Genomic DNA, 532 nt, shown 5'->3' with positions numbered 1-532 from the left:
TGATTTTCATTGAGTGTAAAAAACAGATGAGTCTCTGTTTTCTTTTTATGGACTATAAATGTTCATCTGAAACTACTTTCAAGGATATTATTATACAAAAGAGTTTCTTGAAACTAAAATCTATTATACTACACTGTATTGAAAGCGTTTTAGAAATGAGATATAATAAATTTGCTAACACTTATAAAAAGTGATAGAATCTTATCTTTATGTATATTTAAAGATAGATTGCTGTAAAAATAGTAGCAGCTATGCGAAATGACAGATAGAGAGAAGGGATTGAAGCTTAGAAAAGGGGAATAATATGATATTTAAGGCATTCAAGACAAAAAAGCAGAGAAAAAGACAAATTGAACTACTTTTGACAGTTTTTTTCGACAGTTTTCTGATTGATTTATTTCTTCACTTATTTGGGATTGTCCCCTTTAAGCTGGATAAGATTCTGATTGTGAGCTTGATTATATTTCCCATTATTTCTACAAGTATTTATGCTTATGAAAAGCTATTTGAAAAAGTGTTCGATAAGGATTGA

The 532-nt window shown here is 28.4% G+C and carries 1 protein-coding gene; it reads left to right on the top strand.

From position 1 onward, the window contains the following. Window positions 1-304 precede the first annotated feature (304 nt). A complete protein-coding gene (locus HT703_RS02860; protein WP_000576348.1) occupies window positions 305-532 on the top strand; it encodes a hypothetical protein in 228 nt (75 codons plus the stop codon).

This window comes from Streptococcus sp. 3874, from assembly GCF_013276425.1.
Lineage (GTDB): Bacteria > Bacillota > Bacilli > Lactobacillales > Streptococcaceae > Streptococcus > Streptococcus pseudopneumoniae.
This window is presented reverse-complemented; position numbering and strand designations above follow the sequence as displayed.

Excerpts from the sequence above, each read along its gene's own strand:
- HT703_RS02860 (WP_000576348.1), top strand. The coding sequence starts at position 305 with ATGATATTTAAGGCATTCAAGACAAAAAAGCAGAGAAAAAGACAAATT.